Origin of the sequence: Bradyrhizobium sp. SZCCHNS30572 (assembly GCF_032484415.1) — a bacterium.
Taxonomy (GTDB): Bacteria; Pseudomonadota; Alphaproteobacteria; order Rhizobiales; family Xanthobacteraceae; genus Bradyrhizobium.
This window is the reverse complement of record NZ_JAUESY010000009.1, coordinates 313,593-339,635: the sequence shown is the minus strand read 5'-3', so window position 1 is coordinate 339,635 and position 26,043 is coordinate 313,593. Positions and strand designations below refer to the sequence as shown.

25 protein-coding genes are annotated in these 26,043 nt (G+C 65.3%); 13 read left to right on the top strand and 12 right to left on the bottom strand.

Annotated elements, in window-relative coordinates; translation table 11 throughout:
- Positions 1-4 precede the first annotated feature (4 nt).
- Entirely contained in the window at positions 5-1,090 is a 1,086-nt protein-coding gene (locus QX048_RS26675; RefSeq protein ID WP_315826799.1) for a substrate-binding domain-containing protein, read from the bottom strand.
- 118 nt (positions 1,091-1,208) lie between these two features.
- On the opposite strand from QX048_RS26675, the gene QX048_RS26670 reads away from it, so the two are divergent.
- Positions 1,209-2,696 (top strand): aldehyde dehydrogenase family protein, encoded by a 1,488-nt coding sequence (locus QX048_RS26670; protein WP_315826800.1) that lies wholly within the window; start codon positions 1,209-1,211, stop codon positions 2,694-2,696.
- A 370-nt stretch (positions 2,697-3,066) separates the two neighbouring features.
- On the top strand, positions 3,067-3,489 hold the full coding sequence (locus tag QX048_RS26665) for a globin family protein (protein ID WP_315826801.1): 423 nt from the start codon (positions 3,067-3,069) through the stop codon (positions 3,487-3,489).
- Positions 3,490-3,496: 7 nt separating this feature from the next.
- Here the strand turns inward: QX048_RS26665 and ppx are convergent, their stop codons facing one another.
- The 4 genes from ppx to QX048_RS26645 all read right to left on the bottom strand — a co-directional run bounded on the left by ppx (position 3,497) and on the right by QX048_RS26645 (position 8,659).
- Complete coding sequence (gene ppx / locus QX048_RS26660) at positions 3,497-4,996, bottom strand: exopolyphosphatase (protein ID WP_315826938.1); 1,500 nt, start codon at positions 4,994-4,996, stop codon at positions 3,497-3,499.
- 42 nt (positions 4,997-5,038) lie between these two features.
- On the bottom strand, positions 5,039-7,234 hold the full coding sequence (locus QX048_RS26655) for an RNA degradosome polyphosphate kinase (protein WP_316170417.1): 2,196 nt from the start codon (positions 7,232-7,234) through the stop codon (positions 5,039-5,041).
- A 135-nt stretch (positions 7,235-7,369) separates the two neighbouring features.
- Positions 7,370-8,047 (bottom strand): DnaA ATPase domain-containing protein, encoded by a 678-nt coding sequence (locus tag QX048_RS26650; RefSeq protein WP_316164711.1) that lies wholly within the window; start codon positions 8,045-8,047, stop codon positions 7,370-7,372.
- A 57-nt stretch (positions 8,048-8,104) separates the two neighbouring features.
- Positions 8,105-8,659: a CDP-alcohol phosphatidyltransferase family protein gene (locus QX048_RS26645; protein WP_315712371.1), complete on the bottom strand. Its 555-nt coding sequence runs from the start codon at positions 8,657-8,659 to the stop codon at positions 8,105-8,107.
- Positions 8,660-8,815: 156 nt separating this feature from the next.
- On the opposite strand from QX048_RS26645, the gene purM reads away from it, so the two are divergent.
- Together purM and purN are read left to right on the top strand one after the other, a co-directional pair.
- Positions 8,816-9,889, top strand: a complete 1,074-nt coding sequence (gene purM / locus QX048_RS26640) for a phosphoribosylformylglycinamidine cyclo-ligase (RefSeq protein WP_315712369.1) — start codon at positions 8,816-8,818, stop codon at positions 9,887-9,889.
- Positions 9,890-9,902: 13 nt separating this feature from the next.
- Positions 9,903-10,556, top strand: a complete 654-nt coding sequence (purN, locus tag QX048_RS26635; protein ID WP_316173815.1) for a phosphoribosylglycinamide formyltransferase — start codon at positions 9,903-9,905, stop codon at positions 10,554-10,556.
- A 145-nt stretch (positions 10,557-10,701) separates the two neighbouring features.
- On the opposite strand, the gene QX048_RS26630 is transcribed toward purN, so the two are convergent.
- Positions 10,702-10,911 carry a cold-shock protein gene (locus QX048_RS26630; protein ID WP_315712366.1) on the bottom strand — a complete coding sequence of 70 codons (210 nt, stop codon included), beginning with the start codon at positions 10,909-10,911 and terminating at the stop codon, positions 10,702-10,704.
- A gap of 366 nt (positions 10,912-11,277) precedes the next feature.
- On the opposite strand from QX048_RS26630, the gene QX048_RS26625 reads away from it, so the two are divergent.
- Complete coding sequence (locus QX048_RS26625) at positions 11,278-12,423, top strand: autotransporter outer membrane beta-barrel domain-containing protein (RefSeq protein WP_410052182.1); 1,146 nt, start codon at positions 11,278-11,280, stop codon at positions 12,421-12,423.
- Between the two features lie 4 nt (positions 12,424-12,427).
- On the opposite strand, the gene QX048_RS26620 is transcribed toward QX048_RS26625, so the two are convergent.
- Positions 12,428-13,471 carry a LysR family transcriptional regulator gene (locus QX048_RS26620; RefSeq protein ID WP_316191215.1) on the bottom strand — a complete coding sequence of 348 codons (1,044 nt, stop codon included), beginning with the start codon at positions 13,469-13,471 and terminating at the stop codon, positions 12,428-12,430.
- 55 nt (positions 13,472-13,526) lie between these two features.
- Between QX048_RS26620 and QX048_RS26615 the strand changes: the two genes are divergently transcribed.
- The 3 genes from QX048_RS26615 to QX048_RS26605 are packed head-to-tail and all read left to right on the top strand — an operon-like array spanning position 13,527 to position 15,356.
- Complete coding sequence (locus QX048_RS26615) at positions 13,527-14,168, top strand: hypothetical protein (protein WP_316191216.1); 642 nt, start codon at positions 13,527-13,529, stop codon at positions 14,166-14,168.
- Positions 14,155-14,778: a GNAT family N-acetyltransferase gene (locus QX048_RS26610; protein WP_315712361.1), complete on the top strand. Its 624-nt coding sequence runs from the start codon at positions 14,155-14,157 to the stop codon at positions 14,776-14,778. Before QX048_RS26615 ends, QX048_RS26610 begins: the two co-directional genes overlap by 14 nt.
- A complete protein-coding gene (locus tag QX048_RS26605) occupies positions 14,778-15,356 on the top strand; it encodes an isochorismatase family protein (RefSeq protein ID WP_315712360.1) in 579 nt (192 codons plus the stop codon). Before QX048_RS26610 ends, QX048_RS26605 begins: the two co-directional genes overlap by 1 nt.
- Before the next feature lie 21 nt (positions 15,357-15,377).
- Here the strand turns inward: QX048_RS26605 and QX048_RS26600 are convergent, their stop codons facing one another.
- Positions 15,378-15,554 (bottom strand): hypothetical protein, encoded by a 177-nt coding sequence (locus QX048_RS26600; RefSeq protein WP_315712358.1) that lies wholly within the window; start codon positions 15,552-15,554, stop codon positions 15,378-15,380.
- 28 nt (positions 15,555-15,582) lie between these two features.
- Between QX048_RS26600 and QX048_RS26595 the strand changes: the two genes are divergently transcribed.
- Positions 15,583-15,750: a hypothetical protein gene (locus QX048_RS26595; RefSeq protein WP_315712357.1), complete on the top strand. Its 168-nt coding sequence runs from the start codon at positions 15,583-15,585 to the stop codon at positions 15,748-15,750.
- A 90-nt stretch (positions 15,751-15,840) separates the two neighbouring features.
- On the opposite strand, the gene rnd is transcribed toward QX048_RS26595, so the two are convergent.
- Complete coding sequence (gene rnd, locus QX048_RS26590; RefSeq protein WP_315749976.1) at positions 15,841-16,989, bottom strand: ribonuclease D; 1,149 nt, start codon at positions 16,987-16,989, stop codon at positions 15,841-15,843.
- 398 nt (positions 16,990-17,387) lie between these two features.
- Positions 17,388-18,863, bottom strand: a complete 1,476-nt coding sequence (locus QX048_RS26585; protein WP_315826805.1) for a protein adenylyltransferase SelO — start codon at positions 18,861-18,863, stop codon at positions 17,388-17,390.
- Between the two features lie 261 nt (positions 18,864-19,124).
- Here QX048_RS26585 and aspS point away from each other — a divergent pair, with 261 nt between their 5' ends.
- Positions 19,125-20,912, top strand: coding sequence for an aspartate--tRNA ligase (gene aspS, locus QX048_RS26580; RefSeq protein ID WP_315826806.1), 1,788 nt, complete (start codon positions 19,125-19,127; stop codon positions 20,910-20,912).
- Positions 20,913-21,070: 158 nt separating this feature from the next.
- On the opposite strand, the gene QX048_RS26575 is transcribed toward aspS, so the two are convergent.
- The gene (locus QX048_RS26575) at positions 21,071-21,661 is read right to left on the bottom strand and encodes a cytochrome b (protein ID WP_315826807.1); all 591 of its coding nucleotides are present in this window, start codon (positions 21,659-21,661) and stop codon (positions 21,071-21,073) included.
- Between the two features lie 574 nt (positions 21,662-22,235).
- On the opposite strand from QX048_RS26575, the gene QX048_RS26570 reads away from it, so the two are divergent.
- The 3 genes from QX048_RS26570 (at position 22,236) to QX048_RS26560 (ending at position 24,814) form a co-directional block, all read left to right on the top strand.
- The gene (locus QX048_RS26570) at positions 22,236-23,792 is read left to right on the top strand and encodes an ABC transporter substrate-binding protein (protein ID WP_315826808.1); all 1,557 of its coding nucleotides are present in this window, start codon (positions 22,236-22,238) and stop codon (positions 23,790-23,792) included.
- 175 nt (positions 23,793-23,967) lie between these two features.
- Positions 23,968-24,207 carry a hypothetical protein gene (locus QX048_RS26565; RefSeq protein ID WP_315826809.1) on the top strand — a complete coding sequence of 80 codons (240 nt, stop codon included), beginning with the start codon at positions 23,968-23,970 and terminating at the stop codon, positions 24,205-24,207.
- 145 nt (positions 24,208-24,352) lie between these two features.
- Entirely contained in the window at positions 24,353-24,814 is a 462-nt protein-coding gene (locus QX048_RS26560) for a hypothetical protein (RefSeq protein ID WP_315826810.1), read from the top strand.
- A gap of 111 nt (positions 24,815-24,925) precedes the next feature.
- Here QX048_RS26560 and QX048_RS26555 read toward each other — a convergent pair whose 3' ends face one another.
- On the bottom strand, positions 24,926-25,552 hold the full coding sequence (locus QX048_RS26555; protein WP_315826811.1) for a LysE family translocator: 627 nt from the start codon (positions 25,550-25,552) through the stop codon (positions 24,926-24,928).
- Positions 25,553-26,043 lie beyond the last annotated feature (491 nt).

Sequence of the window (26,043 nt, the reverse complement as noted above, 5' to 3'; positions counted from 1 at the left end):
GGCGTCAGGACTCCGCATCCAGCCGATCGAGGAATTCGCGGACGGTGTGGACCGATCCCGTGGCCGCTGGCTGGTAGCCGGGCAGGGCAGCAACGGCGCGATGGAATTCGTCGCCCTTCATCACCTCGAGCACCCGCCGCATCGGGTCGGTTTCCAGAAACGATTTATGGCAGGCGAAGAAATAGTCCTCGGTGAGGATACGGATGAAGTCGAGCCCGAACTGCCGCGCGGCAGCCTCGACGCCGAAGCAGACGTCGGCCATGCCGCTCGCGACATAGGCGGCGACGGCGGCATGGGTGAACTCGATCTGCTGCGCGCCATTGATGCTGGTTTCGTCGATGCCTTGTGACGCGAGCAACTGATCGAACAACAGGCGGGTGCCGGAATCATGATCGCGATTGACGAAGCGCGCCCTGCCGTCGGCAAGATCGGTCAATGAACGGATGGACAGCGGATTGCCGCGCTTGACCATCAGCCCCATCTCGCGGGTCACGAAGCTGATGACGCAGTCTTGCTTGGGATCGAGCCAATCCCGGCAGGCCTGGATGTTCTGGGCACGCAGCTCGCCGCGCGGCAGATGCAGTCCCGACAGGTCGCATTCGCCTTGCGCCAGCGAGGCCAGCGAATGCTGGCTGCTGACATAGCGGACATCGACCCCGACGCCTGACTCGCGATCCAGCAGCTCGCGCAGCTTGGCGACGGCAAAGCCGTGGCTGGCGTGAACGCGGATCACGCCAGGATGCGACTGCAGGAACGGCTTGATCTCGGTCACCAGCTCCTGCGCCAGATTGTCGAGCTGCGGGCCGAGGCGAGCCTGCATGCGCTCGCCGGCCCAGACCAGCTTGTCGCCGAACGCCGTGAGCTTCGATCCTTTGCCGCGCTGGGTCTCGACCAGCGGCACGCCGAAGAATTCAGACCACTGCTCGATCAGATTCCAGACGTGACGATAGGACAGATGCGCGTCACTGGCCGCGCTGGTGATCTTACCCGTCCTCCCGATTTCACTGAGCACGCGGAGCATCACGACGATGCTCTGCGGGCCGTCGTCCTTGTAGAAGCGCCAGACAGGTTCGATCGCGATCCGCAACATCAGGGCCCGCTTGTGAAGTCGGCTTCATATGACCGCCGGCCATAGGCAACAGATATCATATTTACGAACAGATATTTGTTCTTACCTTCATTGGTATACAACAAACGGAGGAAATATGATGTCGATTGCATATGATTACGAGCGCGGCTCGAGGGGGACGTCCTATCTGACGAAGCCGTTCCAGCTCCTGATCGGCGGCCGGCATGTTCCCTCGGTTTCGGGACGCACCTTCACGTCGCTCAATCCTGCAACCGAGCAGGCGATTGCGACGGTCGCCGAGGGCAATGCCGAGGATGTCGATCTCGCAGTCGCCGCGGCCCGCAAGGCCTTCGAAGGGCCGTGGCGAACGATGCGTGCGGCGGAGCGCGGCGCGATCCTGCTGAAATGGGCGCAGCTGTTGCGCGACCATGCCGACGAGATCATCGAGCTCGAAAGCCTCGATGCCGGCAAGCCGGTGTCGGCGATCCTGCGCCAGGATCTTCCCGCCGCCATCGATACGCTCACCTATTACGCCGGATGGGCCGACAAGATCAGCGGTGAAGTCGTCTCCACGCGCGATGATGCGCTGACCTATACGGTGCGCGAGCCGGTCGGCGTGGTCGCGGCGATCGTGCCGTGGAATTTCCCGCTGATGATCGGGATGTGGAAGCTCGCGCCGGCGCTGGCCTGCGGCTGCACCGTCGTGATGAAGCCCGCCGAGCTGACGTCGCTGTCGGCGCTGCGGATCGGGGAGCTCGCGCTCGAAGCCGGACTGCCGCCCGGTGTTCTCAACATCGTGACCGGCCCCGGGCGCACCGTCGGCGAGGCACTGGTCAACCACCCCGACGTCGACAAGGTCACGTTCACCGGCTCGCCCGGCGTCGGCCGCGGCATCATGAAGGCGGCGGCCGGCAACTTCAAACGCGTCTCGCTCGAGCTCGGCGGCAAGTCGGCCAACATCATCTTCGACGATGCGAACATCGAGGCCGCCGCGAAGGCTGCGGCCAGCGGCATCTTCTTCAACACCGGGCAGGTGTGCTCGGCCGGATCGCGGGTGCTGGTGCACGAGCGCGTGTATGACGAGGTGGTCGAGCGCCTGACCGAGCGCGCACGGGCGCTGCGGATCGGCGATCCGCTCGATCGCGCAACCTCGCTCGGACCGGTCATCTCCGAACGGCAGATGAAGACGATCCTCGACTATGTCGACATCGGACGCAACGAAGGCGCCACGCTCGTCACCGGCGGCCAGCGCGCGGCCGCCCGCGGCTATTTCGTCAGCCCCGCCGTCTTCGCCGGCGTCACGCACGACATGCGGATCTCGCAGGAAGAGATCTTCGGACCCGTGGTCAGCGTGATCAAGTTCAGGGACGAGGCCGAGGCGCTGCGGATGGCGAACGGCACGGCCTACAGCCTGGCCGCCGGCGTCTGGAGCCGCGACATGGGGCGCGTCCATCGCTTCGCCAAGCGCCTGCGCGCTGGCACCGTGTGGATCAACACCTATGGCTACACCGATGTGCGGCTGCCTTGGGGTGGCGATCGTGACTCCGGACTGGGCCGCGAGCACGGCACGGCCGCGCTGGACAACTTCACGGAGCCGAAATCCGTCTGGATGAATCTCGCGGTGTGAGCCAGGCGTCGGCTGACGCGGACGGCCGCCATTCGCATCGGCGGCCGTCTGCGCGATCCAACGGATCAGTCGGCCTTGGCGCCGGTCGGCGGCCGGCGCGTCGGCGTCCTCCGATGGCCTGTGAGAAGCACGATGGCCGTCGTGTTTGTTGCCGTTACCGTCTCCGATCACTGAGTCGGCCAGCCATCGTCGCGGCAGGATCACAAGCCAATCGACAGCGCTGCGGCACGGTGCCGCGCCTTTGTCAGGTACCGCAGGGCGCGGTCCTCTGTTTCTTATAATCTTGAACCCGTTCGCGCCGCCGCGACACCACCACGTCGAGCTCCGCTGATCGGGCCATGATTGGAATTGTTTCGAATTGGACTTGCGCATGTTGACTGCAGATGAGATTGCGCACGTCAAGTCGTCGTTCGACTTGGTATTTGCCAATGCTACACAGATGACGACGACGTTCTATGACCGCGTCTTCGAGCTCGCGCCGGAATGTCGGGCGATGTTTCCCGCCGACATGGACGTGCTGAAACGGGACTTCATCGCGACCCTGGCGGTCCTCGTCGGCAGCCTCGATCAGACGACTGGTTTGTTGTCGAGCACCGACATCCTCGGCCGCAATCATGCGCGCTATGGGGTCCGGCCTGAGCACTACCCGGTGGTCGGCGAAGCACTACTGTGGAGCCTCGCCAAAGGACTTGGTCCGCATTGGAATGATGAGGTCGAGCAGGCCTGGCGCAAGGTCTATGGCGTCATCGCCAAGCGCATGATCGCAATTTCGGTCGGCGCTCGGCGGTCCTGATCCGGATCTAGCTGCGCACGATCGAGCCGGAGCGGCCGACGAGACGCGCGAGCTGCTTGAAGCGTCCGCCGACGCGGTCGGCGACGAGGTCGACCATCTGGTGCTCGAACACCAGCATCAGCTTGCGATCCTGGGTGCGGAAATGCGTTGCGGGCAGCACGCCGGGCCGCGCCGCCGAGATCAGATGCGCGACCCGAAACGCGGTGCCGAGCAGGCGCGCACGATCGATCTGGGCCGGGCTCAGCTGCTCGGTGAGGGCAGGCGCCGCCGCCTCGTCGCGCAGGCCCTCGTAGCGGAAGAACACCGACAGCGCGACGAAGATGCGGCCCTCGTGGTTGATCGAGCCGAAATTGCCGTTCAGAACGATGCCGTAGGTCTGCTCGCCGCGATGGTCCGGATGCATGCGCCAGCCGATGTCGGACAGCAGGCAGGCGGCGTGCCGCAGCCGGCGCTCGTCCTCGGTCTCGCGCATGTGCATCACGCGGAACAGGCGGTCGGTCCAGTCGATCAGCTCGCGGGCATGCTGGGCCGAGCGCGACAACAGCTCGTTGAGGCCCTGCGCCGCGCACAGCAGCCCGTCCTTGGCGCGCTCGGCGTCTGGAAGCTTGGAGTAGAGCAGGCCCTCGCGCACGCCGAAGGTCGAGAACACGACGGTCGTCGGCCTGGCGACGCGGATGATGTGCTCGAGCACCAGCGCAGCATAGGCAAGCAGCGGGCGCCGCGCCTCGGCGATCGCTTCGATGTCGGCCAGCATGTCGGCGGCGACGAGACGACGCAGCCGGCGCACGAAGGCCAGCGCATCGGCCGCCGGAATCGCATAGCCGTGCATCACCCCGAGCGGATAGCCGCTCTGGATGATGTGGATGCGCGCCAGCGCGCGCCAGGTGCCGCCGACCGCATAGAAGGTGCGGTTCTGGCCGGCCAGCAGTTGCGGCAGGTCGGTCAGCGCCTCGCTCGCGATCCGCTGCGCCTTCTTCAGCGATTTCTCGGCGAGATCCTGCAGCGCCAGGCTGCCGAGCGGCAGGGTAACGCCGCTGCGGACCTGGTGCCCGCGCACATCGATCAGCTCAAGTGAGCCGCCGCCGAGATCACCGACGATGCCGTCGGGCTTGTGAATGCCGGAAATGACACCGAGCGCCGAATAGCGCGCCTCTTCGGGGCCGGTGAGGATCTGGATCGGGACGCCGCAGATCTTCTCGGCCTTGGCGATGAAATCAGCGCCGTTCGAAGCATCGCGGCAGGCGGCGGTCGCGATGGCATGCACTTGCCCCACCCGCTGCACCTTGCACAACGCGCGGAAGCGCTTCAGCGCGGTCAGCGCCTTGTCGACGGCATCGGCCGCGAGCAGGCCGGTGGTCTGGACCTCGCGACCGAGCCCGCACAGCGCCTTCTCGTTGAACACGGTCACGAGGCTGCGTTCCATCGCCTGGTAGACGACGAGACGGACCGAATTCGAGCCGATGTCGATGACACCGACGCTGGCGGACCTCGTGCCGGGCCGCTTCACCACGGCATGTCCCGTTGCAGAAGGCCCCCTTGCAGACAGCCCCTATGAAGGAGGGCGTTCATTCCGGCGCGTGAGCCGGCGCGGCGATGATTCCTTGAGCGACTTTCCACGGCCGGACAGACTCGGATTCGTCATGAAGTAATTGTGCAGGTTGAACGGCTCCTCGCCCTTCGCGGCCTTCATACGCGTTGACGACCCGTCCGGCAACAATTGCCAGCTCTGCTCGGTATCCTTCAGGTTCGCGACCATGATCTGTTCCAGGACCTGCTGATGGACGGTGGGGTTCTGAAGCGGGCACAGCACCTCGACGCGGCGGTCGAGATTGCGCGGCATCATGTCGGCCGAGGAGATGTAGACGGCGGCCTTGGCGCTCGGCAGGCCCTGACCCATACCAAAGCAGTAGATGCGGCCATGCTCGAGGAAGCGGCCGATCACCGATTTGACGCGAATGTTCTCCGACAGTCCGGGGAGGCCGGGACGCAGGCAGCAGATGCCGCGCACGATCAGCTCGATCGAGACGCCGGCCTGCGAGGCCTCATACAGCGCGTCGATGATGTCTGGATCGACCAGCGAGTTCATCTTCATCCAGATCACGGCCGGCTTGCCCTGGCGGGCGAAGCTGGTCTCGCCGTGGATGTGCTCGATCATGCGCTTGCGAAGCGTGAGCGGCGACACCGCCATCTTCTCGATGTCGATCGGCTCGGCATAGCCGGTGATGTAGTTGAACACCCGCGTGACGTCGCGGCCGATCACCGGGTCCGATGTGAAATAGGACAGGTCGGTGTAGATGCGCGCCGTCACCGGATGATAGTTGCCGGTGCCGGTGTGGACATAGGTCGTGAGGCTGCCGCCCTCGCGGCGCACGACCATCGACAGCTTGGCATGCGTCTTCAGCTCCAGGAAGCCGTAGACGACCTGCACGCCGGCGCGCTCCAGATCGCGGGCCCAGCGGATGTTGGCCTCCTCGTCGAAACGCGCCTTGAGCTCGACCAGCGCTGTCACCGACTTGCCGGCTTCGGCAGCTTCCACCAGCGTGCGCACGATCGGGGAGTTGTTGGAGGTGCGGTACAGCGTCTGCTTGATCGCGACGACGTCCGGGTCGCGCGCCGCCTGCTGCAGGAACTGCACGACGACGTCGAACGACTCGTAGGGGTGATGGACGATCAGGTCCTTCTGCCGGATGGCGGCGAAGATGTCGCCGCCATGGTCGCGGACACGCTCGGGATGGCGCGGCACATAGGGCGCGAATTCGAGGTCGGGCCGGTCGACGCGCGTCAGTTGCGACAGCTCGTTCATCGCCAGCACGCCGTCGACCAGGAACACCTCGTCATCGGTGGTCGAGAGCGCATTCTGCACGAAGCGGCGCAGCTCCTCCGGCATGTTGGCCTCGATCTCGAGCCGGATCACCGAGCCGCGACGGCGCCGCTTCAGCGCGGTTTCGAACAGCCGCACCAGGTCTTCGGCCTCTTCCTCGATCTCGATCTCGCTGTCGCGGATGATCCGGAAGGCGCCCTGGCCCTTCACGGTGTAGCCCGGAAACAGCCGGCCGATGAACAGGCCGGTCGCCTGTTCCAGGGTGATCAGGCGGATCACGCCATCCTTGGAGCCGGGGAAGCGGATGAAGCGGTCGATCTTGCCGGGCATGCGGATCAGGGCGTTCATCGGGCGCCCGTCGGCGGAGCGGATCAATTGCAGCGCCACCGTGAAGCCGAGGCTCGGGATGAACGGGAACGGATGCGCCGGATCGATCGCGAGTGGCGTCAGCAGCGGGAAGATGTTGGCGAGGAAGTGGTCCTCGATCCAGGCGCGCTCGCTCTTGGTGACGTCCTGACCGTCGACGAGCACGATGCCGAGTTCGCCGAGAAACTTGCGCAGGTCGCGCCAGATCGCCTGCTGGTCGATCGCGAGCTGCGACACCGTCTCGTTGATCAGTTTCAGCTGCTCGGTCGGCGTCAGCCCGTCGGGGCTGCGCTCGGCGATGCCCTCGCGGACCTGGGCGCGGATGCCGGCGACGCGGACCATGAAGAATTCATCAAGGTTGTTGGCGGAAATCGACAGGAAGCGCACCCGCTCGAGGGCGGGATGCCGCGGATTGACCGATTCCTCCAGAACGCGGCGGTTGAAGTGAAGCCAGGACAATTCCCGATTGATGAATCGCTCGGGGCTCGAGGCAATCTCGATGGACGGCGCGGCGACCGGTTCTTTCTCTGAGATTTCAGTAACTTGCTCGGTATCCATCGGAATTCGATCCATATCCATCCAGTCGCGAACCAGTCGCGAACGGTCGACCGTAGCCCAATCTGGGTAACCAGGGGATGACGTTGCCGGCACCATTGGGGTTCCGTGCCCGTCCGCCGTCAAGATGGCCGCGGGTCACAGCGGGCGGAGCAGCTCCGCCGCCAGCGCCCGGGTGACCGGCCGTCCGAGCCGCAGGGACTCGTCGTCCAGCAGTGCGACGGTCTGGCGGGCGGCCGCGTAGGACCGTTCGATGTGGCTTGCGAGATAGCTGACCACGGTCTCGTCGATCGCCAGTTGCCGGTCCGCGGCCAGCTTGACGATCAAGGCGCGGAACAGCTGGTCGTCGGGCGGTAGCAGCGTGACGACCGGGACGGCGCGCAGCCGCGACCTCAGATCGGCCAGGGCGATGGGCAGGGCCGCCGGGGCCTCGCGCGCCGTGATCAGCACGAAGGCCTCGTCCTGGCGGGCGAGGTTCAGCAGGTGAAACAGCGCTCGCTCGTCGAGATCGGTTGCCGTCAGATCCTCCAGCACCAGCGCGCCGGTGGCGAGCGCCCCAGGGACCACGCTCGCCTCGAGGGCATGCGCGGACAGCGATCGGGCGCCAGCCCGCTCGGCCCAGATGGCGGCGAGGTGGCTCTTGCCAGAGCCGTCGGGGCCGACCAGGAACATGGTCCGCGCCGGCCATTCCGGCCAGGCGTCGACCAGGGCGAGCCCGGCCGCGTTGCCTGGACCTTCGAAGAAATTGTCCCGCGTCAGGCTCTCCGCATGCGGCAGCGCGAAGGCCAGCTGACGAGGGGGGATATGGCCAGCCAAGATCGAATTGCTCCGTATCGTGTGGTGCGTGAGGTCGGGACGGCCCTCCGCGGAGGATCACCGGACCTCGATGGTGCTCATGTGGCGCACCCAGTCGACGAGATACAGCCCGACCGACACGAGGGTAAAGACGGTGACCAGCACCATCAGCACCACATCGTAGGGCTGGGGCTCGAAGCCGAAGCTGAGCGAGGCCAGCACGAGCGCCGCGAATCCCACCTGGGCGACCGTGTTCAGCTTGGACACCATCAATGGCTTCATCGCGACCGGCCGGTCGAACAGCCAGGACACGATCACCGCCGAGACGATCATGATGTCGCGCGAGACCACCAGGATCACGATCCAGCGCGGGATCGCGCCCCAGATGCCAAGCGTGACGAAGATCGAGACCAGCAGCGCCTTGTCGGCGAGAGGATCGAGCAGCGCTCCCAACTCGGACCGCAGGTTGAAGCGCTTGGCCAGGAAGCCGTCCACGGCGTCGCTCACCCCCGCGACCACGAAGACCAGAAATGCGATCTCCATCTGGCCGGCCGCAATGGCCCAGACGACGATCGGAACCAGCAGGATTCGACCCAGCGTGATCAGATTGGGGATACTGTGGGGAATGGTCACGCAGCGGGTCCCGACGACGACTCGATCAAAAGACAATCCGATTCCGAAACAGGGCGAACCGGTCCGTTCCTAGATAGTATGGGGACGAGCCCCTTGCGAGCCATTGCGCGCGGCCGGATTCCGACGTAACCAGCGGCCAGATTAGGGGTTTTTACCATGACCGAGCGCAAGAACGGGCTCACTTATGCAGATTCGGGCGTCGATATCGATGCCGGAAACCGTCTGGTCGATCTGATCAAGCCCATGGTGCGCGCAACCGCCCGCGCCGGCGCGGATGCCGAGATCGGCGGCTTTGGCGGCCTGTTCGACCTCAAGGCCGCCGGATTCAAGGATCCGGTGCTGGTCGCGGCAACCGACGGCGTCGGCACCAAGGTGAAGATCGCGATCGAGACCGGGCTGCATGGCGGCATCGGCATCGACCTGGTCGCCATGTCGGTCAACGATCTCGTCGTGCAGGGCGCCGAGCCGCTGTTCTTCCTCGACTACTTTGCGTGCGGCAAGCTCGACCCGGAGGCGACGGCGTCGATCGTCGCCGGTGTTGCCGAAGGCTGCCGGGAATCCGGCTGCGCGCTGATCGGCGGTGAGACCGCGGAAATGCCGGGCCTCTACAAGGACGGCGACTACGATCTTGCCGGTTTCGCGGTCGGCGCGGCGGAACGTGGGACGCTGCTGCCGTCTCCCGACATCGCGGCCGGTGACGTGGTGCTGGGGCTCGCATCCTCCGGCGTCCACTCCAACGGCTATTCGCTGGTGCGCAAGATCGTCGCCCAGTCCGGCCTCGGCTTCGATGCGCCGGCACCGTTCGCGCCGGTCCTGACTCTCGGCGCGGCGCTGCTGACGCCGACCCGGCTCTATGTGAAGTCGTGCCTTCGCGCCATCCGCGAGACCGGTGCGGTGAAGGGGCTCGCACACATCACGGGCGGCGGCTTCACCGACAACATTCCGCGCGTGCTGCCGAAGCATCTCGGCGTCTCGATTGACCTGACGGGCCTGCCGGTGCTGCCGGTCTTCAAATGGCTGGCGGAGCAGGGTGGCATTGCAGAGCGCGAGCTCTTGCGCACCTTCAATTGCGGGATCGGCATGATCGCGATCGTCAAGGCCGAGGCCGTCGATGCCGTCATCGAGGTGTTCACCGCGAATGGCGAGCACGTCGCACGGCTCGGCGAGGTCGTTGCTGCGACAGGCGACGAGCGGGTGATCTACACCGGCGCCCTCGATCTGGCTCTGTGAGACGAGTGAGCCGATGAAGCGCCGCGTCGCCATCCTGATCTCGGGCCGTGGGTCGAACATGGCCGCGCTGATCCACGCGGCGGCGCAGCCGGATTTTCCGGCCGAGGTCGCCATCGTGATCTCCAACCGAGCCGATGCGGCCGGACTGCAGAAAGCGCAGGAAAGCGGCGTCGCGATCGAAATCATCGAGAGCAAGCCGTTCGGCAAGGACCGCGCAGGGTTCGAAGCCAGACTGCAGCAGGCGCTCGATGCACGCGGCATCGAGATCATCTGCCTGGCCGGATTCATGCGCCTGTTCACGGCGGAGTTCGTGCAGCGCTGGTATGGCAGGATGCTGAACATTCATCCGTCGCTGCTGCCATCGTTCCCCGGCCTTGATCCGCACGGCCAGGCGCTGCGTGCCGGCGTCAAGCTGTCAGGCGCCACCGTGCATTTCGTCATTCCGGAGACGGATGCTGGTCCGATCGTGATGCAGGGCGCGGTCGTGGTCAGGGACGACGATACGCCGGACACCCTGTCGACGCGCATTCTCGGCGTCGAGCATCGCATCTATCCCGAGGCGCTGAAGCTGCTGGCCAAGGGCCTCGTGCGGCTCGAAGGCGATCTCTGCCGGACGTCGTCCGTGGAGCAGGGCGATCACGCGCTGATCTGGCCCGTCGTCCGGTAGCTGTCGCCGGACGAAAAAAATCCCCGGCGGGGCCGGGGTACATCAAGGCTGACGAAGTCTGATCATCCGCGGCGAGCGAGCGTGACGCGGAGCTCGTGAGTTGGTTTACGAACCCGCGCTGTGGCGCCCTCCGCCGGGACGATGCTCACGAGAGCTTCAGGTTCTCTGCCGACGTCTTGCCGCGGCTCTCCACCAGATCATATTCGATCGTCTGGTTCTCGTTGAGCGTGGTCAGTCCAGCACGCTCCACGGCCGAGATGTGGACGAACACGTCCTTGTCTCCGCCAGCCGGTTTGATGAAGCCATATCCCTTGGTCGGGTTGAACCACTTCACGCTGCCCTTGTAGGTCGGCATCGCTGTCTCCTTCGTCTAGACGAAAAAAAGACGCGGCCACGCTCGCGCGTGCCACGCCACAAACGGGCTTCCCGGGATCTGCTCAATTTCCGAAGTCGCGAAACGCACAGTCGAACGGCCAATCCGATTGTACGGGAGATTGCAACACGATTTTCCGCCGATATCAAGGTTGGCGGACTGATGAGAACGCGTCGCGGCGTCGCGTCGCCGGCTGCTGCTGCAACTGCGTGGCTTGTGGCGCTGGAACCACAAATCCTTGCAGGGCAGCCGCGACATGGCAATCCTCATTGACCGCGATCGGGAACTGCGGGCAGAACATCGCTGCAATATTGAAGCGAATTTGAGCGGGCGGCGAACGGGGCATCGATGCGCGGGGCGTCTCAGGCCAGGCTGGATTGGCGAATGCGCAGCGGTGCATCCGGGGCGATGCTGCTCATCGGCGGGCTCGGTTTGGTCGCCGCTTCTTCGCCGTGCGCCGCGCAGGCCAGCCTGCCGAGCATCGCCGCAAGCCCGACACCAACGCCGAGCCCGCTGCCCAGTCCTGCACCGGGCGCGATCAGTTCCGAACGCTCGGCCGACCGAACCGTGCTCGATCTCGGCGCGAGCTTCCTCGAACGGCTCGGTACCCAGGCGACGCAGGGCGCCACCCGGCTGCAGCGGAGCAATCCCGGCGGCGGCGGCGCGCCGGAGGCTTCGGAACAGCCTCGGTTCCGGACCTGGGGCGAGATGTATGGCGTAACCGTCCGCAGCAATGCGCAAGGCGACTTCGTCGGCGACAAGAGGACGACTTGGGGCGGCGTCGCCGGTATCGGCATGCGTCTCGTGCCGGGTGTGAATGTCGGACTATCCGTCGACCAGAGCCGGACCTGGGTCGATGTGCCGCTGGCGCTGCAAGCGGCGACGCTCGATCTCACACAGTTCGGGTTCAACGCCTCGGTCGACCAGGGACCCTGGACCTGGGCGATCGCGGTCGTCCATGGCTTCGGCGGGATCAGTGCGCGGCGCGACACCAGCCTCGGTACGGCGACGTCGGTCTACGGCGCCCACATCACGGGCGTGCTGAGCGAGCTTGACTACTACTGGAGCATCGGTGAGAGCCGGATCGTTCCGAAGCTTGCGTTCGAATACACGCGCGCCACGACGGCGGCATTCCAGGAAGCGGGCGGGCTCGATCCGCTGTCGGTCAGCGGTACCTCGCTGGAGCGCGCCCGCGTTCTCGTCGGCGCCGAGTTCGGCCGCTACTTCATTGTCGACGGCAAGATCCTCGACGTCTCGGCCTATGGCAAGCTGGTCGACAATTTCAGCCAGAATCTCGGCGCGGTGACCGTCAGCCTCGGTCCGCAGAGCATCACGCTGCAGGGCCTTGGCGAGGGCCGCTACGGCGCCGACGCCGGCGCGGCAGTGTCGCTATCCCTGAATCGAACGGCACGCCTCTATCTCAACTACGATGCGAAGCTTCGCTCGGTGCTGCAATCGCACCAGGGCACGCTCGGCGTCGAGTTCAAATGGTAGCTCCTCATACGGGTTTCGGCGCGACGTAGCCGTTGAAGCCGACGACATCCCGCGCGGGCGCCATCAGAGGCACGAGATTCAGCGGATGGATGAACTCGTCCCGGAAGCAGGCATGGACCTTCGGATCGAAGATGCGCTTCAACCAGTCGATGACGACCTTGTGCCGGTCGGAGTTGCGAAACTCCTTGTGATAGGTCAGCCACAGATCCATGTGGTAGTTGATGCCGAGATCCACAGGAACGAGCGGCGCCCCGAGCGCGACCGCCGAGGTCGGCAGAAAGCCGATACCGGCGCCGCGCTCGACCGCGTAAAGCACGGCAACGCTCGAATTGGTTGAGATGCCGACGATGCCTTCGAGGGACTCCAAGCCGAGGATGCGCGCATAGCCGGTCTCGTCGAGCTGCACGCCGTGCTGCTTGATGATGCGGTGATCCTTGAGCTCCGCCAGTGATGTCGGCAGTCCATGCGCGTCGCGATAGGCTTCCGACACGAAGCCGTAGATGTGCAGACGGCCGAGCTTTGCAACGATCACGTCAGGGTTGGTCGGCCGTTCGAACTGGATCGAGATGTCAGCCTCCAGCCGCGACACGTCGGCCTGCTGCATCGCGCAGCTCAGATCGACGGTGATCCTGCGATAGGTCTTCTGGAAATCGATCAGTCGCGGCAGGATCCAGAAGTTGCCGGGGCCTTCGGTCACGGCGACGCGCACCGACCCCTGAGTGTCGGTCGACAGCGAAGCGCGCCGGAAGATGTTGAAGCTCAGCCGCTCCATCTGCTCGACGTCGAACAGCAACGATCGTCCCTCGTCGCTGAGCGACAGGCCGGATTGATCACGGATGAAGAGCTTGCATCCGAGCTCGTCCTCGAGCCGGTCGATCTTGCGCATCAGGGTTGTGCCGGTCAGTCCGAGAACATCCGCCGCGTTTCGGAAGCTGCGGTGACGCGTACAGAGCAGAAATGCTCTCAAATCCTCCCATGAGGGGTTAAGCGTTTCGTCAGACTTCCTGCGCTGCGTGGATGCAGCACCCCGATGCAAATGTTGCCGCATACACTCCAGCTCCGACAAGTATGATGACGTCATCAAAGCCAAGCTGGAAACATAGATGCAGAACCCTCACCGCGGAAGCACAGAATTCACGCTGCGACATCAGCTCGACGCGCTGCCGCGGACGGATCGGGTCGCGGCTCAGGCGGTCACGCTCGATCGGCTCGGCGAGCTCACGGCGCTCGCACGCCGGGAAATACCGGGCGTTCGTGCCTCAGAACACGAGCTTGCGGAGTTCTTGCGGCACGATCCGGAATCGATCTTCGCGCTCTACCGCGGCAGGAACCTGCTCGGCGGCATCGCCTTCCTCTATCTCAACTGCTCAGGCCTCGATGCGTTGCTCCTGGATGAGTTCAATTTGAATGATCCGCCGCGCAGATTTCTGGCGCGGCCGGACGAAGACGTAGCCGCCATCTATGTCTGGGCGCTCGTCGCGCAAGGGCGAGGAGCGATCGGTCTCGGCAATGTCGCGCAGGCGCTGCAAGGCGCGAGATTTCGCGCCGCCGATTACTATGCGCAACCATCGAGTCCGGAAGGGCGCGCGTTTCTCGGCGCGCTCGGCTTCACGCCGGTGCCGAGCTTTCAGCCCGATCTCTGGTGGTATCAGCGGCCGTGGAACCGGATGCCGGAGATGATCGCGCCTTCGATCCAGTCGATGAAGGGTTTCGAACAAGGGAGCATCGCGGATGCACAGCATTAGTTCGGCCATGGCGGCAAAGACAAATCCCCGCGCGATCACGGTGCGCATCGCGCGCGATCCGAATGACCTCATGCTCGTTACCGCGATCCGCTCGGCGGTCTACCTGACCGAGCAGGATTGTCCCATGGAGGAGGAGTTCGACGGCAACGATCTGGTTGCAGCCCACTTCCTCGGTTTCGTCGGCAAGGAGCCGGCGGGATGCGTACGCGTGCGCTTCTTCGGCGACTTCGCCAAGGTCGAGCGGCTGGCGGTGCGCCATCAGTACCGGCGTTCGCGGCTGTCGTTCAAGCTGGTTCGCGAGGCGCTCGACTATTGCAGGCGAAAGGGCTTCAAGAAGGCTTATGGCCACGCGCAGGATCGTCTCGTCGATTTCTGGGCGCATTTCGGCGCCAAGCCGCTCGGCCATAATCGCAAGCTCACATTCTCCGACTTCTCCTACACGGAGATGGTGCTGGACCTCGAGCCGTGCGACGATGCGATCACGCTCGACAGCGATCCCTACATGATCATTCGTCCGGAAGGCGACTGGGATCGGCCGGGTGTGCTCGATCTCTCGGCCGGCCGGCCGGCATCGTCGCCCTTGCACGACTTCGCCGCAGCGAGACCGTGATGACGGGCCGAGATCTGTTCGGTGCCACCGAGGCGGATCCGCCTGTTCTCGTCTGCGCCGATCTGCAGTGCGAATATCTCGCCGAGGGACGCAGGCATCTGATCGCCGATGGCGACGTCGTCATGGCGCTGTGCCGGCAGTTGATCGCGCTCTGGCGCGACAACCTGTGGCCGGTCGTCCATCTCAAGCGCATCGCACAGGCAGCCTGGTTCAACCCGGCCTCCAACCTGACGAACTGGCTTCCGGACTTCAAGCCAACCCCGGGGGAGCTCGCGTTCGAGCATCCACTGCCCTCGGCCTATAGCTCGGCCCGGTTCGCCGAGTACATGGCGAACATGCGCAGCATGCGCTGCGTGCTGCTCGGCTTCTCGCTGGACGAGACGATCCTCTCGACGGTGGTGGACGGCTTTCACCGTAGTCACCGCTATCAGGTGATCGGAGACGCCGTCGCCTGCCGGCAGGCCTGCGCCGGCGACGCCGCGTTGTACAAGCTGGTTGTAACCAAGGTGATCGGCAATTTTGCCGGCGTCCTCGACAGTGCCGAGCTTATCGGCGCCGGCGGCCGTCTAGCGGTGTGACCGCGGCGGCTATTGGCGGTATCATCCTGAGGCGAGTCGTTCGGCCAGATCGATAATCATACGGCGATCGGCCGGATCGCTGATCTTGTTGAACGCGACGACGAGGCGAAGGGCCTCGACGACGTGCAGGTCGACCGGATTCTCGCTGAGCAGCCGCAGCAGCCTCTGTTCCGGCGGTTCGCAATCGTCTTTGCTCACGCGGCAGCTCCAGGACCGAGACCACGACATGACCCGAGAGGAAGAGCTCAAAGAGCTGGCGAGCAGCCTCCGGGCAGCCATCGCAAAGGCGCGCCAGCTCAATCTGCCGACCAGCGCCTACATCCTTTCGATGGCTCTGGTTGAGGTGTCCCAGACAATCGAGGCGGAGTTGAGGGGGCAGACCAGCGCCGAATGATGGGCGGCATCATGACCACCCGTGACGCCTGCTGCAATCAACTTGGCAGACTCGGGAAGACGCAGCCGGCCAGAGCCGCTGCGACGCCGATCAGGCCCGGTCGACCCGGACGACGCGGCCCTTCTCGATGGCGAGGGCGAGCTTGCCGTGCTTCAGCGCGAGCGCGGCCTCGCCGAACAGCTCGCGGCGCCAGCCCTGCAGCGCAGCAACGTCGGCATTGTCATCGGCGGCGATCTGCTCGAGATCGTCGACGGTGGCGATGACCTTGCTCGCCACGGCGTGGCGTTCCGAGGTCATGCGCAGCAGGACCTTGAGCAGCTCGACGATCGCAGCGCCGTTGGAGTTGTTGCGCGGCTTTTCCAGCTTGGGCAAAGCGGCGAGATCGCGCGCCAGACCGCGCTGCACGGCGGCAACGATGTCGGAGCCCCATTTGGAGCGCTCGAAGCCCTTGGGCAGCGAGCGCAGATTGCCGAGCTTCTCGATCGTTGTCGGGGCATGGGTGGCGATGTCGCCGACCGCGTCGTCCTTCATCACGCGGCTGCGCGGCACGTCGCGGCTCTGCGCCTCCTGCTCGCGCCAGGCCGCGACCTCGATCAACACGGCCAATTCCTTCGGCTTGCGGACGCGGGTCTTCAGCCGCTCCCAGGCGCGCTCGGGGTGGAAGTCGTACGTCTTCGGCGAGGTCAGGATCTCCATCTCCTCGCTGACCCAGTCGCTGCGCCCGCGCTTCTTCAGATCGGCATCGAGCGCGGCGAACACGTCGCGCAGATGGGTGACGTCGGCCTCGGCGTAGTGCGCCTGCTCCTTGGTCAGCGGCCGGCGCGACCAGTCGGTGAAGCGGTGGGTCTTGTCGGGGCGATGGCCGGTGATGCGTTCGACCAGTTGGTCATAGGCGATGCTGTCGCCATACCCCAGCACCATCGCGGCGACCTGGGTGTCGAAGATCGGATGCGGCACGATGCCGGCGCGGTGCCAGATGATCTCGATGTCCTGGCGGGCGGCATGAAAGACCTTGAGGACCTTCTCGTTCGCCATCAGCTCGAAGAAGGCTTTGAGATCGATGCCCTCGGCCAGAGCATCGATCACCACGGCCTCGTCCGGGCTCGCCATCTGCACGACGCAGAGCAGGGGATAGTAGGTGGTTTCCCGCAGGAACTCGGTATCGACGGTGACGACCGGGTGGCGGGCGAGGCGGGCGCAGGCGGCTGCGAGGTCCGCGGTGGTGGTGATCAAGTCCATGAACGATCCATGACGAGGCTCTTACGCCGTCGTCCGAAAACGCTGACAAGTCAAGGGTGTCGGCAAGGGGTACGGGACGAATTCGTGTCCGCTTGTCGGCCCAATCCGCCCCGAACGCAAGCACCGCGACGTGAGCTGATCGCTCTATGGTTGATGATAGGGCGCGTCCGGCGCCGGTCAGCGATGCCGGACGCGGCCCGCAGGCCGGCGCGCCGAGGGCACCGCGAGCACGATCAGGCACAAGGCGATCATCGCCAGACCCATGAATTCGAACACCAGCGCGTCCACGTCTCAGACCTCCCCGACTTGTTGGTTCAACTTGTCGGGGCTGCGTTGATCGTTTCTTAAGGGCCCGGGCGCTGTCAGGGCGATGGTGGACGCGAGGTTAAGACCGCGTGTCAGGTGCCGCAGAAGGTCTGCAACACCTGCTCCTCCGGCTGCGGCGGATCGGCATAATCAGCCCGGTCCGGCTGGTCGTCATAGGGCCGGGCCAGCACCGCATGCAGCTCCTCGAACGGCGCGTAGTCGTCGTTCTCGACCGCTGCCGTGATCACCGCCTCGATGCGGTGGTTGCGCGGGATGAAGGCGGGATTGACCTTGCGCATGGCCGCGCTCCGCTCCGCCGCCGTCTGCGGTTCCTCCGCCAGGCGCTGGCGCCAGCGCTGGGCCCACTCGTCGAAGCCGGTGGGATCCTCGAACAGGACGCGGACCTCGCTGAGATCGCCGCTGCCGGCGGCGTCGCTGAGACGGCGGAACGTCAGCGTGAAATCGGCTCGGGCCGCCGCCATCGCGTCGAACAATGCCTGCGCCAGCGGCTGGTCGCCCTCGCGCTGCGTGGCCAGGCCGAGCTTGCGGCGCAGGCCCGCCTGGTGCGCGTCCGTAAACTGGGTGGCGAAGCCGTCGAGCGCAGCCTCGGCCTCCTTGATCGCCTGGTCCTTGTCGTCGCCGAATAGCGGCAACAGGCACTCGGCAAGCCGGGTCAGGTTCCACATCGCGATGCGCGGCTGGTTCGCGAAGGCGTAGCGGCCGAACTCGTCGATCGAGGAGAACACCTGCTTGGGATCGTAGGTGTCCATGAAGGCGCAGGGGCCGTAGTCGATGGTTTCGCCGGACACCGAGGTATTGTCGGTGTTCATGACGCCATGGATGAAGCCGACCAGCAGCCACTCGGCGATCAGCTTGGCCTGGCGGGCGATCACGGCAACCAGCAGGGCGTGGTAGGGGCGCTCGGTACCGGCGAGATCCGGATAGTGCCGGTGGATGACGTGGTCGGCGAGCCGGCGCACGGCGTCAGTGTCCTGGCGCGCGGCGAAATACTGGAACGTGCCGACCCGGATGTGGCTGGTGGCGACACGGGTCAGAACCGCGCCGGGCAGGGCGGTGCCGCGATAGACCTGCTCGCCGGTCACGACCGCAGCCAGCGAGCGCGTCGTCGGAATGCCCAGGGCCGCCATCGCCTCGCTGACGATGTATTCGCGCAAGACCGGCCCCAGCGCCGCGCGGCCATCGCCGCGGCGCGAAAATGGCGTCGGGCCGGAGCCCTTCAGCTGGATGTCGCGGCGGACGCCGTTGCGGTCGACGACCTCGCCGAGCAGGACCGCCCGGCCGTCGCCGAGCTGCGGCACGAAATGCCCGAACTGGTGGCCGGCATAGGCCATCGCGATCGGCTCGGCGCCCTCGGGCACGGTCTTGCCGGCCAGGATCTCGGCGCCCTCCGGCGTCTCCAGCTCGGCCGGGTTCAGCCCCAGCTCCGCGGCGAGAGGCCGGTTCAGCTTGATCAGACGAGGCGCTGCGACGGGGGTCGGCGCCACCCGGGCAAAGAAATTGTCCGGCAGCGTGGCGTAGGAGTTCTGGAAGGGGAAATGCACGGTCATGGCTCCAAGATAGGCGCGGGGCGGCCGTTTTTCGAGCCCAAACGGCCGTCGGATGAGCGTTTCAGCGCCAGCTCAATTCGGCATCGGCGCCGACGTTGCAGTGAGGCCCAGGGCGGGCGGCCTTTTCCGGCGCGAAGCCGAAAAGGCCCGTTCCTGCGGTTGCCGCGCCGGGGCGGCTCGGCTAAACCCTGCGCGCATTCGGAGCGCGCCTTTAAGGGCTGCGCCGATTCCTTCTCCTCACGACGACCATTCAGGACGACCATGCATCGCTACCGGACCCACACCTGCGGCGCGCTCCGCGAGAGCAACATCGGAGAGACGGTCCGGCTGTCCGGCTGGTGCCATCGCATCCGCGACCATGGCGGCGTGCTGTTCGTCGACCTGCGCGACCATTACGGCATCACCCAATGCGTCGTCGATCCGGACTCGCCGGCGTTCAGCCTGGCCGAGAAGCTGCGCTCGGAATGGGTCGTGCGCATGGAGGGCAAGGTGCGCCGCCGCCCGGCCGGCGCCGACAACAAGAGCACCGACAACGACGATCTGCCGACCGGCAAGATCGAGCTGTACGTCTCCGAGATCGAGGTGCTCGGCCCCGCGGACGAGCTGCCGCTGCCGGTGTTCGGCGAGCAGGAATATCCTGAGGACATCCGGCTGAAATACCGCTTCCTCGACCTGCGTCGCGAGAAGCTGCACCAGAACATCATGACGCGCGGCGCGATCATCGATTCGATGCGCCGGCGCATGAAGGAGCAGGGCTTCTTCGAATTCCAGACGCCGATCCTGACCGCGTCGTCGCCGGAGGGCGCGCGCGACTTCCTGGTGCCGTCGCGCATCCATCCCGGCAAGTTCTACGCGCTGCCGCAGGCGCCGCAGCAGTACAAGCAGCTGCTGATGATGTCGGGCTTCGACCGCTACTTCCAGATCGCGCCGTGCTTCCGCGACGAGGACCCGCGCGCCGACCGCCTGCCCGGCGAGTTCTACCAGCTCGACGTCGAGATGAGCTTCGTCGAGCAGGAGGATGTGTTCGCGGCGATGGAGCCGGTCATCACCGGCGTGTTCGAGGATTTCGCCAAGGGCAAGCCGGTGACCAAGGGCTGGCCGCGCATCCCGTTCGCCGAGGCGATCCGCAAATACGGCTCCGACAAGCCCGACCTGCGCAACCCGATCGAGATGGCCGACGTCTCCGAGCACTTCCGCGGCTCCGGCTTCAAGGTGTTCGCGCGCATGCTCGAGGACCCCAAGAACCAGGTCTGGGCGATCCCGGCGCCATCCGGCGGCAGCCGCGCGTTCTGCGACCGCATGAACTCGTGGGCGCAGGGTGAGGGCCAGCCCGGCCTCGGCTACATCATGTGGCGCGAGGGCGGCGAGGGCGCAGGTCCCCTGGCGAACAACATCGGTCCGGAGCGCACGGCTGCGATCCGCAGCCAGCTCGGCACCAAGGAGGGCGACGCGGCCTTCTTCGTCGCCGGCGATCCCGACAAGTTCTGGAAGTTCGCAGGCCTCGCCCGCAACAAGGTCGCCGATGAGCTGAACCTGTCCGACAAGGATCAGTTCAAGCTGGCCTGGATCGTCGACTTCCCGATGTACGAGTACAACGAGGACGACAAGAAGGTCGACTTCTCGCACAACCCGTTCTCCATGCCGCAGGGCGGCCTGGAGGCGCTGCAGACGCAGGACCCGCTGACCATCAAGGCGTTCCAGTACGACATCACCTGCAACGGCTACGAGATCGCCTCCGGCGGCATCCGCAACCACAAGCCGGCGGCGATGGTGAAGGCGTTCGAGATCGCAGGTTACGGCGAGCAGGAGGTGGTCGACCGCTTCGGCGGCATGTACCGCGCCTTCCAGTACGGCGCCCCGCCGCATGGCGGCATGGCCGCCGGCGTCGACCGCATCGTGATGCTGCTCTGTGGCACCACGAACCTGCGCGAGATCTCGCTGTTCCCGATGAACCAGCAGGCCATGGACCTGCTGATGGGCGCGCCGTCGGAGGCCAGCACGAAGCAGCTGCGCGAGCTGCACATCAGGACGAATCTGCCGAACAAGTAGTTCGGCAGACTGCGGGTGATGCACGAATCTTCGTCATTGCGAGCGCAGCGAAGCAATCCAGGGTGGCACGAGGTCTCTGGATTGCTTCGTCGCCTGCGGCTCCTCGCAATGACGATCGTGTGGGGATCGCAGAGCGGTCGTCACGGGTCGCGCATCGTTCACGCGGCCGAACGGCCCGGCAGCATCCGTGTCAGGACGCCGTCGCGGCGGACGACGTGATGAAACAGCGCGGCCGCGACGTGCAGGGCCACCACGATCCACGCGATCCATTTGCCGACGACATGGTGGATTGCGTCGACCGGCGGCTCGAACGCCTCCCAGGTGATCCCCCAGCGCGTCTCGATCCAGCCGAACAGCGCCGTCTCACGGAAGTTCGGCAGCGCGAACGCTCCGAAGTCGGTGGCGGCATCGGTGCCGATATAGCCGGTCAGCGGCATCAGGATCAGCAGCACGTACAATCCCCAATGCGCGGCGTGCGCGAGCCACGCCTCGGCATCTGATGCATGCGGCTGATCGGGCTGAACGTTGACGAGCCGCCACAGCAGGCGAGGCAGGACGGACAGGCCGACGATCATGCCCAGCACCCAATGGACGTTGAGCACGGGCAAGGCGTCCGGGGAAGTGTCGTCCATGAACCAGATGACATAGTACACGACGGCATAGGCCGCGATGAAGGCCGCGGCGCCGGTCCAGTGGAAGAGCTTGGCGATCGCACCGAACTCCATCGTCGTATTCTTCCATGGTATCACGAACCTCTTCCCACTGTTATGAGCTGCGATCTGCTGCTATCGCCAAAATCGGCAGCGAGCCAGCGATGGGCCGGCGGGTCAGGACGCTTCTCCCGTCAATTCAGTCTCACCTCGTCGTTATCGGATGCTGAGCTGCGGCATGTCGTCGCCGGTGACTCGAGACTGCGGCGCAAGATGACCCGGCCTTAAAGGCGTCGCTCTGCATTTGATGTTCTCGCGTTAATGCTGGTTAAGACTGCGAACAACTTCATCCGGGTCTCCGGTCGCGTCCAGGCAGCGCCGGACGATCGGGAGCATCGCGCTGACGTGGTCGAGCGGCCGGCCAGAGCGGTCATCGTGCCCCTACGGCAAACCGTTGATTCTGAGAACTAATCGTTCGTGCCGCTTGTTAGTTCGGCACCTTGCGCGACGCGGCGCGTAACGCGATCGAGCGGTGTGGGCCGCTATGAGTTCCAGGCGGCACCGATCAGTCGAATGGCGGTTGCGGTGTCATGCAACCTGTCCTTAATAGGAAGCCTGTCTGACTCATGTAGTGAACATAGCCAACCAATCACAAGAAGACGGATAGTTCAAAATGACCGTTCGCTGGTGTGCGCTCCTGCTCGGAACTTGCCTCTTCGTCCCTGCCGCCTCTGCTGTCCCCATTTCCCCCGATGTCGTTCGTGATCTCGCCGCCCGCGTCGGACCGGTCGTCGGCCAGGCCGCGACGTGCCGTGAGATCGCCCAGGGGCGCGTCCAGACCATCATCGATCAATTCAGCGAAGTGATCCGCCAGGGCTCTTCGAATGGCGGCGAGCGCGATGGGCTCATCCGCACCTTCAACAGCTATATCGCCGAGGGTCGCGGCCGGGTCACGTCCTCGCAGGTGAACTGTCAGACCGCAGAGCGCCAGTTGGCAGAGCTTGAGCGGTCACTCAGCCAGCAGCAGTCGGCGGCGCCCTCGCTGTCCTTCGCGCTGGCGCCGTCGACCGCGGCCGCGTCGACGCAGCCCACGGCCAACCTGCCGCCTCCGCTTCCGCACGGCGTCAGCGACACCGAGATCCGGTTCGGCACCGTCATCCCGTTCTCCGGAGTCCGCAAGGAGTCCGCGCGCCAGATGAAACTCGGCATCGAGACCGCGTTCGCCCGCGCCAACGATGCCGGTGGCATCAACGGCCGCAAGCTGCGGCTGATCGCTGCCGACGATGGCTATGATCCGACGCGGACGCTCGGTGCGATGACGCAGCTGTACGAGAAGGACCAGGTGTTCGGCTACATCGGCAACATGGGCACTGCCAACAACGCGGTGGCGATTCCCTACGCGCTGGAGCGCCGGGCGCTGTTCTTTGCGCCCTACAGCGGCTCCGCCGTCGTCCGCCGCGATCCGCCCGACCGCTACGTCTTCAACTATCGTGCGAGCTACGCCGAAGAGACCGCCGCGATCGTGCGCTATCTGATGAAGGTCAAGCGCATTCCGGCGAAGCAGATCGCCGTATTCGCGCAGAACGACGCCTATGGCGACGACGGCGCCAACGGTGTCGCCAAGGCGTTCCGCGCGAACGGCATCACCGATCCGGTCATCCGCTATGGTTTCCCGCGCGGTACGCTCGACGTCGACGAGGCCGTCGGCAAGCTGAAGGCGCAGACCAAGCCGCCGATCAAGGCCGTGATCATGATCGCGACCGACCGCGCGGCGGCGAAATTCATCGAGAAGACCCACGAGGCGGTTCCAGGGCTGATCTATGCCAACATCTCGGCGGTCGGATCGTCGTCGCTCGCGGCCGAGCTGAAGCTGCTCGGCTCGAGATACACCAACGGCGTCATCGTCACGCAGGGCGTTCCCTCGGTCGCCGGCTATTCGAGCCTGGTGCTCGACTACAAGACCGCGCTGGAAAAGTACTTCCCCGGCGAAGCGCCGGATTACACCTCGCTCGAAGGCTTCATCTCGGCAAGCATCCTGATCCAGGCCCTGAAGCAGACGACGCCGCTTGAGACCGAGCGGCTGGTCGACACGCTGGAGTCGATGCAGAGCATCGACCTCGGCCTTGGCAGCAAGCTGTCGTTCGGACGCGCTGAGCACCAGGCCTCGCACAAGATCTGGGGCACCGCACTCGACGAGACCGGCACCTACCAGGCGATCGAGCTGGAATGACGGGCGGGGGGACGCAGCCGAACTTGTCGTCCCCCCGTCAACGCCGCAGTGCAAACAACGTCCCCCGGCCGGCTTGCGGGCGGCCGGGCGACACGGATCCGACCTCGAGATCATGCCGGAACTGTTCGACGGATGCTTCATTGACTTGCAGGCGCAACAACCGTGAGCGACCGCAATGTCCATGAGAACACAGATTTCGGCGATGGTCTTCATGATGGTTCAGGCCGTGCTGTTCGGTGCGGGAGTTCTGACGATTCTTCTCACGCCGCTCAGCAATCACGCGATGCTCGCAATGCCGGTCATGATTGCCCTGAGCGTGGTGCTGTCAGCCATTGTCTCGTGGCAGATCGCACCGCGGCTCCGTGCGCGATATTGGCGCCGGCGTGGAATCGACCACGACCTGATCTCGGGCTGACGCCAGAGAGCGGCCCGCGGCCGCCCCGGCCCAGCTCGCTTCTGCGTCCGGCTGTCATCTGTGCGGCGCAGCACCAAAACAGGCGATGTCGTTTGAACCAACGCTGACCCGCGCGGTTAGACAGCATTCCCTTGGAGGATGAACCATGCGCGTTCCAGCAGCAGCGACCGTCGTGTTACTATCCTCTTGTCTCCTCTCCGCAGGCGCGTGGGCCCAGCAGGCCGACAGCACGCCGGGAACCAGCCAGACCCAGGCCGTTCCCGTGCAGCCGGAACGCACGCCCCAGCAGTCGGACCAGGCCCGTGAACGCGAGCGCCAGAGGGCCGAAGACACGCGGGTGAACCGCGACTGGACGACACAACAGCGCGATGACGACCGCATGGGCATGGATCGCATGGACATGGATCGGATGCGCCAGCACCGCATGGGCCGCATGATGGACCAGGACATGGATCATCGCACCACGGGCCGAAACGCGCGAATGCAGCGCGATGATGACGACATGGATCGTCGCGCGCGCAGCTCCGAGGGGGATCGGCCCTACCGGCGCGTCAAGATCTGCTACGAATACGAGAACGGCGACGAGCTCTGCCGCTATCGCGACTAGCTCAGCGGGGGTGGTCGCAAAGCAGCATCGGCTCGTGTGCGCCGGCATGGCGCTGCCGGCACGCCGCGCAAATGTGCGTATGAACGTGACGACTTGGCGCCAGTCTGGTCGTCAGCTCGTGCGCCGCGCCAACAACAGCGCGCCGCCAAGGCTGCACATGACGGCGCCAGACGCCTGCCGCATCCGCGTCACGAGGCTTGGCCGCCGGGCGAGACGATGCCGCGCCTTGGCGGCCCAGAACGTCACGACCAGGTCGACGCTGGTGTTGAGCGTCACCGAGATCAGCCCAAGCACGACGAACTGCGCGGCGACGTCGCCGGCGGGATCGACGAATTGCGGGATGAAGGCGAGGAAGAACGCCGCCGTCTTCGGATTGAGCGCCTCGACGATGATGCCCTCGCGAAACGCGCGCCGGCTGCCTCTCGTCGTCACCTCGGCCGGCTGGGCGACCCGGGCCTCCCGCCACGTCTTCATGCCGAGCCAGATCAGATAGAACGCGCCCGCGATCTTCAGCACCGTGAACGCCTCCGCGCTCGCCATCACCAGCGCCGACAGGCCGACCGCACCGGCGACGACGTGAACCAGGCCGCCGAGCCCAAGCCCCACGCTGGACGCCAGTCCCTCGCTTCGCCCGCCGGCCAACGTGCGCGCCACGATGTAGAAGATACCGGGGCCGGGCGTGAGCGCGATGACGAGGGCGGCGGAGAGGAATAGAAGGAAGGTCGGGACGTCGGGCATCGGATTTCTTTGTTGGGTGAGGGGAGATGTGTAGGGCAATCCTTCGGACGTGGCAAAGCGGACTCAGACAGGAGGCGGCGTGTTTCGAGAGACGGCTGTAGGGGCCTGCCTCCGCTGTCGTGCTGTGCAAGCCGTGCCGCGCGACAGCGCGGTGCCGACCCAGGACCCATCACCTCAGCGGGTTTGTGAGGAAAGGTTTGAGCGACGAGTGCGCGCCCTCCAAACAAATCCCGTGAGTATGGAGCCCGTTTGGTGCAAGCCCGGCCGGGTTCGCCCGGACGACTGCATTGAGGAAGAACAAGTTCGCATGTCCAGCAATCAATCTACTCCTGACAGATATCTGTTGCCGGGAACGGCGGTCCGTTATGATGGTGTTGAGGATGGTGTCCCGGAATATGGCGTCGTCGTGCACTGTTGGCTGGAGGAAGAGATCGGCGGCTACGATTGTTATGTTGCGTTCTTTGGATCACGGCATCCGGCGGGGAGGCCGG